At 61.0% G+C, this 1,301-nt stretch carries 2 protein-coding genes; both read right to left on the minus strand.

Features of this window, described 5'->3' with window-relative positions; genetic code table 11:
* Nucleotides 1–107: 107 nt before the first annotated feature.
* The gene (locus IVA91_RS14775; RefSeq protein WP_247458867.1) at nt 108–1,106 is read right to left on the minus strand and encodes an IS110 family transposase; all 999 of its coding nucleotides are present in this window, start codon (nt 1,104–1,106) and stop codon (nt 108–110) included.
* Nucleotides 1,103–1,301: hypothetical protein (locus IVA91_RS14780; RefSeq protein ID WP_247275678.1), on the minus strand; the 199-nt coding region annotated here is incomplete at its 5' end. The genes IVA91_RS14775 and IVA91_RS14780, both read right to left, overlap by 4 nt.

A 1,301-nucleotide genomic window follows, 5' to 3' on the forward strand; every position in this document is an offset into this window, starting at 1 on the left:
GGAGCAACTGTGTTGAAGTAGACCGGTGATCGAGCGGGCTCAAGGCTGGCGCTGCGCGCCCCCGCCTCCGGCGGCTGACGGCCTTGACCCCGCCCGCTCAACGGTCTTTAGGCTGGGCATTCGCTCGGCGGAAGCCGAGCGAGGCCGCTCACTTCGTACCGGCCGGCGTCCCATTTTTCTCCGCGCGCGATCATGACGTTGAGGATCACAATCAGCTTGCGCATGCAGGCGGTGAGCGCAACCTTCGCCTCTTTGCCTTTGGCGATCAGGCGATCGTAGAAGGCCTTGAGTACCGGGTTGTGCCGTGTCGCGGCTCCCATGCACGCCATGTAAAAGAGATTGCGGACCTTGCGCCGCCCGCCCTGGATATGACGAACACCCCGACGCTTGCCGCTGTCGTCGTCGTAAGGCGCAGCACCCAGCAAGGCCGCGGCAACATTGTTGCTTATCTGGCCTAGCTCCGGCATCCCCCCGATCAGCCCGGCGGACGTGCCCTCGGCAAGACCCGGCACGCTCTCGATGATCTCGGCGAGTTCGGCAAAACGCGGCGTGGCCTTGATCAGGGCCGCGATCGCTGCTTCGAGCTTGGTAATTTCCAAGGAGATTTGCTTCAGCAGGCGACTCTGCATTTTCTGTACAACGTCAGGTGTGGAATGCTCCCCCCTGTTATGCAGGCTGGTCCGCACTTCAATCAGAGTTTGGCGCGCAGTCACCATCTGCGCCAGTTCCTCACGTGCTGCATCATAGGCTTGGCCTCTTGCCTCGATGAAAGTCTCGGCGAACCAGGCAATCATCTCCGCATCGATCGGATCGTTCTTGGCAAGTTGCCCGGCCGATCTTGCGAAGTTGCGCACCCGCTTCGGATCGACAATCAGGGTTCCGATATCGGCCTCGCGCAGCGCCTTGACCCACTCTCGCTCATAGCCGCCGGACGCTTCCATCGCTGCTTTAGTGATCTTGTACTTGCGAAGCCAACGGATCAGCATTCGCCGTCCCTCTGCCGTGCTCGCGAACGTCCGCCGTTGCGACAATGATCGAATACACACATCCACCTTGTCCTTGGCCACGTCGATACCGGCGACAACAAGATCGTTTTGTGCCATCATCCAATCCCTTCCTTGCTCGGTCCGGGCTCGAAGCCCATGCAACTGTTCGGGTTGAGGAAGACCACCGGATCTGTCCCTCGCTCCCCGACAGGCTCACGGCCTTTGAGCGCGACCGGGCTCAGATCCAGCAACGGGCGGTTTTGCGAGAACCGCCCGTTTGCACATTCTGGCAGATTTCCCAGACACAAGAGCGCG

Origin of the sequence: Bradyrhizobium sp. 153 (assembly GCF_023073835.1) — a bacterium.
Lineage (GTDB): Bacteria > Pseudomonadota > Alphaproteobacteria > Rhizobiales > Xanthobacteraceae > Bradyrhizobium.